Here is a 7496-nt window from a genome sequence, read left to right as displayed (position 1 = left end):
TCCTTGCGGTGTTCGCGGATAACCATTTTGACGGATACCAAAGATGGAGTAGGGGTCATGAAAACACATGCAGGGTCCGTTTTGGCCGTGGTGTTGATGTTGGTGTTGGTTGCTCCGGCGACTGCCGGCGACTACAAGCCCGAGTACAAACTTTCTATCGTAGTGGGCCCCGGTTCGCCTTGGGGAGAGTTGGGACAGAAGTTCGCCGACGAGGTGAAAGCGGCTACCCAGGGGAGAATCAACATCAAATGTTACTTTGCCGGAAAGCTGTTCGCCGGCATACAGACCAACGAATTCATGCTGCTCCGGCAGGGGGTTGCGGATTTTGCCGTTGGATCGACCATCAACTGGTCGCCCCAGATGAAAGAATTGAACCTGTTTTCGCTGCCGTTCCTTTTTCCCAACTACAAATCAGTGGATGCGGTTAAGGAAGGAGAAGTCGGGAAAGCCCTTTTCGCCGAGATCGAACGAGCCGGAGTCGTCTGTCTGGGCTGGGGTGAAAACGGATTTCGTGAAATCACCAACCGGGTTCGACCCATCGTGAAGCCTGAAGATCTGCACGGACTGAAAATTCGGGCCGTGGGTTCACCCATCTTTAAGGATACGTTCAGAGCAATGGGCGCGAACCCGGTTCTAATGAACTGGGGAGACGCGCAGACGGCTTTTCAGCAGGGCACGGTGGACGGACAGGAAAATCCCGTCAACGTGGTGATCGTTCCGTATAAGATTTGGCAATATCATGCCTACATCACGCTCTGGCATTACACGATCGATCCGTTGATCCTGGGCGTCAACAAGCAGGTGTGGGAAGGATTTTCGGCCGAAGATCGGGAAATCCTGAAAACGGCGGCGCTGAACGCGTGCGCCTGGGAAGTGGAGGAGGCTCGGAAGGGGCTCACCGGCGACCTGTCGGCCTTGAAACTGCTCGAGGAAAACGGGATGAAGGTGGTCGAGCCGACAGCGGAGCATCTATCTGCATTTAAAGCCGTAGTGAAACCGGTGTGGGACGACTGGACGCCGAGAATCGGGGAAGAGCTTGTAAAGAAAGCCGTCGAAACGGTGGAAGCCAATCGGTAGGTCGTTGCCGGCTTCCCGGTTCATCCGGGTTGCCCAGGGATCGCGTGGTGGGCTCGGAATATTGGCGGACACGCGTTCGTAGGGCGAATCATTATTCACCCCCTGGGGAGGGCCGGGGCGAGGGAATGTCCTATTTGAACAGGGTTCTTGTTTCGGGTTTTCAGGCCTTCAGAAAGGGACGGTGATGCGATCCCGCTGCCGATGGATGTTGGCCAACCTCGAGGAATGGGTCTGTGTATTGCTGATGAGCGGAATGGCGCTCCTGGGATTCGCCAACGTGGTCACCCGCTATCTGGGCTATTCTCTGGCGTACACGGAAGAACTGCTGCTCTCGATGATGGTTTGGATTACACTTATGGGGGCGGCGGTGGGCTTCAAACGGAATGCCCATCTGGGACTGTCCCTGCTTCGTGAACGGGCCCCGGAGGCGACTCGGAAAGCGCTCGCCGTCCTGTCCCTCGCTCTGACTGTTGGGACCATGGGTGCGGTGATCGTTTTGTGTACGCTGTACCAAATCACCGACGAAATCGCCATGGACACCCGTTCCCAGGCGTTGGACATTCCCCAGTTCTACTACACTCTCGCCATCCCGATCGGAGGGATTTCCGTCATCGTTCGGGCTGTTCAGGCCTCGATCCGAAACTGGCCCCAGTTGTCCAGGGATTAACCATGGATCCCGGCCTGATTCTGTTCGGCGGGTTTATCGTTCTGCTCTTCCTGGGCGTTCCCATAGCCATCGCTTTGGGTTCGACGGCCTGCCTCGTCATATGGGCCTTCGATCAGGGCATACTCGGCATATCCCCTACCTTCTATGCCAACATCGCCCGTTTTCCACTTCTGGCCATCCCTTTTTTCATTTTGGCCGGACTCATTCTGGAACGGTGCGGAATTTCCAGACGTCTGGTGCATCTCGCCGGCCTTCTGGTCGGACCCATTCCCGGGGGATTGGCCATCGTTGCGGTGCTGGTATGCGTGTTTTTCGGCGGTGTGTCCGGTTCGGGGCCGGCGGACGCGGCGGCCATGGGAGCCGTTCTGATTCCGGCGATGACGGCCCTCGGATATGACCGGGCGTTCACGGCCGGGCTGATCGCCGCCGCCGGTTCGACGGCGATTATCATCCCGCCTTCCATTGCCTTAATCGTTTATGGCGTGATTACGGAAACCTCCGTGCCCGCACTTTTTGCCGGAGGAATCTTTCCCGGACTGATCGCGGGACTTTGTCTGATCGTGCCCGCATTCCTGGTCTCAGCACGCAGAGGGTACGGCGGCGAGCGTTGGGGAAACCTGCGGGAGATCGGAGCGGCGTTCAAGGACGCCTTTTGGGGTTTGTTGGCCCCCGGGGTCATCCTCGGCGGACTTTACGGAGGGTTGTTTACACCCACGGAAGCCGCCCTGGTGGCCGTTTTTTATGGACTTTTCGTGGGTGTGCTGGTGTATCGGACCATCGCATGGAGAGACCTTTACCAACTCATGCTCGATTCAGCGGTATCTTCCGCCGTAGTTATGCTCATCGTGGCCTTTGCCGGCCTGTTCGCCTGGACGGCGGACGCCGTGGGTTCCATCGACCGATTGGCTTCGGCATTGCTCACCATTACAAACAACTCCCTTTTGATGATCCTGCTGGTGAACGTCCTCTTGCTCGTGGCCGGCATGTTGTTGGACGCCATATCGATCTTCTATGTGTTTTTACCGATCCTCATGCCGCTCATGGCCCATTTCAATTGGGATCCACTCTGGTTCGGCGTGGTCATGTGTTTCAATCTGGCCATGGGACAGTTCACGCCGCCGGTGGCGGTGAACCTGTATATAACGACCTTTCTCGCGGATACCACACTGGAAAAAGTGTCCGTAGCCATCATACCCTTCTTCCTCTCCATGCTCGCAGGGCTGATCCTCGTGATTCTCTGGCCACGGTTGAGCATTGCGCCGGCCGTCTGGTTCGGTCTGTATTCGCCTTGAAAAGCGTATGGCGGGGGAGAGGAGGAGGTTATTTGGACGAAGACGGGTCGGACGCCTGAAGGGCCTTCAGGGCGGCATGCCGCATGACGGTAAACGGAGCGCGCAGGCCCGTCCAGGCCTCGAATTGAGCCGCACCCTGATGAACGAGCATGTCTATGCCGGTGAGAGTGGTGCAGCCGCATTCAGCGGCTTCTTTGAGGAATCGGGTGATCAGCGGGTTGTACACGATATCGAAAACGATGGGTTGTTCCCTGAGGAGATGGATCGGTACGGGAGTTTCGTCTTCGTTGGGAAACATTCCCACGGGCGTGCAGTTGACCACCAGGTCGGCGTCCTCGAACGCCCGCTCGAGATCCGATAGCTGAAAACTGCTCGCGAACAGCGGGGTCGCGGTGTACGGAGAAAGCTCTCTAACAAGGATCTGGGCCTGATCCGAACGACGCGATACAAAGGTCAAGGCGTTCAGACGACGCGCCGCGGCCAAAGTAAATCCCACGGCGCGGGCGGACCCGCCGGCGCCGAGGACCAGCACTTTGGAACCCGTCAGTTGAATGCCGGCAGCCTGGATGGTACGCAATGCTCCAATGCCGTCCGTATTGGTCCCCATCAGTTTGCCGTTACGCACATACACGGTGTTCACCGCGCCCATGCGCCTGGCCAGGTCGTCGACCTCGTCCAGAACGTCCAATATGCGGACCTTGAAAGGAATGGTGACGCTGCAACCCTGCATGTCGATTTCCTTGAAAAAGGCGAGGATGGAGGTCAGATCCGTGACCTGCATGGGAACGTACACCGCGTTGATGTTCGCGTGACGGAATGCGGCGTTTTGCATGTGAGGTGAAAACGAATGCGCCACCGGATTTCCGAGTAAAGCGTAGACCTTGGTGTCCGGTTTGATCCGATGAACGTGATACACATCCAGCAAGGTATCCAGACTGATCTGACCGGGAGCGGCTTTTGAGCGGCCGTCTTTGAAGCAGTAGGTCCAGAGCGATCCGAATTTGGGGGCCAGGATCCGGCTGATGTAGCCCAGATCGCCCATGACGTGGGCCACAACGTTATGCTTCATATGCTGGAGCAGGCGGAAAATCCGGAAATTATCTTCGAGATTGCGTGCAAAAGTGGCGATTTTGATCACATCCGCACGCTGGGACGCCATGTCCCGAAAAAGAGCGAACAGATCCACGGGCGTTGCATCAAAATCGTGGAACGAGAGAATTACTTTGGCGTCGCCCGGGCTTGACAGTACGCGGGAGCGCTGCTCCTGGGGCGTAAGCCATTCCACGTCAACGTACGCTGCACCGGAACGTTTGGCGCGAACCAGCAGTTCGATGCGCTCTTCTTCGCTACCGGTGAAGGCGCCGCCTTCCTCGGGCCGTCTGACGGTAAATATGACGGGCTTCGTTCCGGCATGGAGCAGGGCTTCCATATCCAAATCCTGAAGCAGATCCGCCCGTACCTCGACAAGGTCGACTTCCGGCAGCAGCTCTTCCATGATCCGGACGGCGTCCCGGGTGGTCTTTTCGGTTAAGGTCAGGCAGATCAAGTCAGCAACTCCGAGAAGCGTGGGGCGTTTCGAGGGTCTGAGGGAAACATCCCGGTAGGATAGGTCATCCTGAGACCTCCAAATTTGCCGCCATCTAGACATCGCTGTCGAGGTCTGTCAAGGTAATTTCAGATTAAAAACTTATGCTTGGTTCGACTTGCATCCGGGGGGCAACGAGCATACAGTGGCGTCATGCGTATAGGCGGTATCCAACTCGAAGTTCCCTTCCTATTGGCGCCCATGGCCGGTTTTACGGATTCGGCCTTTCGCCTGCTGACCCGGAAGTTCGGTTGCGGGTTGGCGTTTACCGAAATGGTCAGCTCCAACGGAGTGGTTCAAGGTCACGGCCGGACACTCAGATACCTTCACTCGAATTCGGAAGAACGCCCGCTTGCGGTCCAGTTGTTCGGATCCAATCCGGAGATCCTGGCCGGAGCCGCATCCATTGCGCAGAAGCTGGGGGCCGACATCATAGACCTGAACGTGGGTTGCCCCGTTCGGAAGGTCACGAAAGGCGGATCCGGTGCGGCTTTGCTGAAAGATTTGAATCTGCTCGGGCGCATCCTCCGACGAGTCCGCCGGGAGGTCGACTGTCCTTTCACCGTCAAGACCCGCGCCGGGTGGGATCCGGATCATCTGACGTATCTGGAAGTGGGTCGCATGGCTGATCAAGAAGGAGTGGACGCCGTCACTCTGCATCCTCGAACCGCCGGCCAGTTTTTTTCGGGCGCCGCGGATTGGTCCATGATCGAACGCCTCAAGCGGGAAATCGGGATACCGGTTATCGGCAATGGAGACATTCAGACGCCGCATCAGGCCCTGGAGATGATGCATGAAACCGGATGCGACGCCGTTATGATCGGACGATCCGCCGTGGGCAACCCCTGGTTTTTTCGGGAGGCCCGGGCTCTGATGGAGGGGCGGATTCCCGCACCCGTTTCTTTGGACGAGCGTGAGGAAACCATCCGGTTTCATTATGAGTTGTTGAAGGATGTGTTCGGCGCAAAAAGAGCCGCACGAAAGTTACGAGGGCATATCATGTATTATACCAGGGGCCTGCCCAGCAGTTCGGATTTTCGCGGAAGCATCGGCCGAGTCACGGATGAAGAACCCCTCTTCGCCGCCCTGGCGGGATACTTTGGACGCGTTGCAGAGGGAGCCGCTCATGAAGGTTAAACTCGCCAAGACCGCCGGTTTCTGCATGGGAGTCCGAAGAGCGCTCGACCTCGTGCTCAAGGAGGCCGGTCACACGGAAAAGCCCTTGTACACCTTCGGCCCGCTCATTCACAATCCCCAGGTGCTGGAGCTGCTCAAGAACAGAGGCGTTGAACCGGTCGAGACATTGGATGAGATTAAAGGAGGAACGGTGTTTATCCGAGCCCATGGCGTTCCCCCTGAAATCAAGAAGGGTATCGAGGAACGGGGAGCTCGGGTTATTGACGCCACGTGCCCGCACGTGCTCCGAGCCCAGATGATTCTGGATAAATACGCCAAACGGGGTTACAAGGGCGTCATTTCCGGAGACCCAAATCACCCCGAGGTAGTCGGATTGCTCGGATTCACTCACGCCAAGGGTCTGGTGGTGCAATCAAAAGAGGAACTAAGATCTCTTGCTCCTACTGAAAAAGTCGTTATCGTGGCCCAGACCACCCAGCATCACGAACAGTTTGACGATCTGGTTCAGTTCGCCGAATCCTATTTTCATGAGGTCAAGGTGGAACGCACTATTTGCGGGGCTACCCGTGAGCGCCAGGCCGAAGTCAGCTCGATGGCCCCTCATGTGGACGGAATGGTAGTGGTAGGGGGCTATAATAGTGGAAACACGCGACGCCTGGCTCGAATCGCCCGCGAGTCCGGAGTGGAAACCTTCCACGTGGAGACGGATGAAGAACTTGAACCGGAGAAACTTTCCCATCTCAACGTGGTAGGCGTGACGGCCGGGGCCTCCACGCCCAACTGGATGATCAAGAAAGTCATTCAGAAGCTGCAGAATATGCGGGGGAGTACGGAGTCCGCCTGGCGCTCGCAGGGATTTCGCTTCCTGAAGTTTGTGCTGCAGAGCAATCTTTATGTGGCCCTCTGCGGCGCCGGATTGACGTACGCGAGTATGACCGCGCAGGGGCTGACGAGTTCCCCCGCCAAACTCCGACTGATGCTCATTTCGTTTCTTTTCCTCTACAGCCTTCATATCATCAACCACCTTCTGGATCGGGACGCGGGCCAGTTCAACGATCCGGAACGCATCCGCTTTTTCAATCGATATAAATTCTGGTTCGTTATCAGTGGAGGCGTCGCTCAACTGGCGGTCGTATGGATGGCATACCGGCTGGGCATGGCGGTGCTGGCCGCCGCGCTGCTGGTGATGATAGGGGGTCTGCTGTATAGCGTTCTGCCGGTTCCGAGAGCGCTTCGACGAAGCATTCCGTACCGGAGATTCAAGGACATACCCGGTAGTAAGAGTGTTTCCATCGCTCTGGGTTGGGGTGTGGTCACTACGTTTCTTCCGGCCCTGACAACGGGATTCCCCGACCCGGCGGCTTTCGTGTCGGCGTTTACAGTGGTGGTCGGGCTGGTTCTGGTGAGATCGGCCTTTTTCGAGTTGCTCGATGTCCAGGGGGATATGATCGTCGGCAAGGAGACATTGCCGGTGCTTCTGGGTGAACAGAAGACCCTGCACATCCTCAACATGATTCTGGTGCTGCTGGCGGCCCTGCTGATCGGATTCGCACTTCTGGGCTGGGGAAGGGGATTGCCGGTGATCTTCGGGTTTTGTTGCCCGTACACCCTGACTTACCTCTGGCTTTTCGGCAAACGCAAGTTCACCCCCGGTCCCGCCTTTGAACTGACGGTAGAGAGCAACTTCGTATTGGCGGGCATAGTCGCGTATCTGTTTAACTCGGGTCTTTTCGGATAG

General features: G+C 57.2%; 6 protein-coding genes. 5 read left to right on the top strand and 1 reads right to left on the bottom strand.

The annotated features are described in order from the left end of the window. Nucleotides 1-57 precede the first annotated feature (57 nt). From dctP to HY788_24050, 3 genes are all read left to right on the top strand, one after another. The gene (dctP, locus tag HY788_24060) at nt 58-1077 is read left to right on the top strand and encodes a TRAP transporter substrate-binding protein DctP (protein MBI4777219.1); all 1020 of its coding nucleotides are present in this window, start codon (nt 58-60) and stop codon (nt 1075-1077) included. A gap of 184 nt (nt 1078-1261) precedes the next feature. Next, a complete protein-coding gene (locus HY788_24055; protein MBI4777218.1) occupies nt 1262-1744 on the top strand; it encodes a TRAP transporter small permease in 483 nt (160 codons plus the stop codon). Between the two features lie 2 nt (nt 1745-1746). Beyond that, nucleotides 1747-3036 (top strand): TRAP transporter large permease, encoded by a 1290-nt coding sequence (locus tag HY788_24050; protein ID MBI4777217.1) that lies wholly within the window; start codon nt 1747-1749, stop codon nt 3034-3036. 28 nt (nt 3037-3064) lie between these two features. Here HY788_24050 and HY788_24045 read toward each other — a convergent pair whose 3' ends face one another. Further along, a complete protein-coding gene (locus HY788_24045) occupies nt 3065-4582 on the bottom strand; it encodes a shikimate dehydrogenase (GenBank protein ID MBI4777216.1) in 1518 nt (505 codons plus the stop codon). Nucleotides 4583-4774: 192 nt separating this feature from the next. Between HY788_24045 and dusB the strand changes: the two genes are divergently transcribed. Then, nucleotides 4775-5758 carry a tRNA dihydrouridine synthase DusB gene (gene dusB / locus HY788_24040; GenBank protein ID MBI4777215.1) on the top strand — a complete coding sequence of 328 codons (984 nt, stop codon included), beginning with the start codon at nt 4775-4777 and terminating at the stop codon, nt 5756-5758. Continuing rightward, nucleotides 5748-7496, top strand: a complete 1749-nt coding sequence (ispH, locus tag HY788_24035; protein ID MBI4777214.1) for a 4-hydroxy-3-methylbut-2-enyl diphosphate reductase — start codon at nt 5748-5750, stop codon at nt 7494-7496. Before dusB ends, ispH begins: the two co-directional genes overlap by 11 nt.

It is taken from the genome of Deltaproteobacteria bacterium (genome assembly GCA_016208165.1).
Taxonomy (GTDB): domain Bacteria; phylum Desulfobacterota; class Desulfarculia; order JACQYL01; family JACQYL01; genus JACQYL01.
This window is presented reverse-complemented; position numbering and strand designations above follow the sequence as displayed.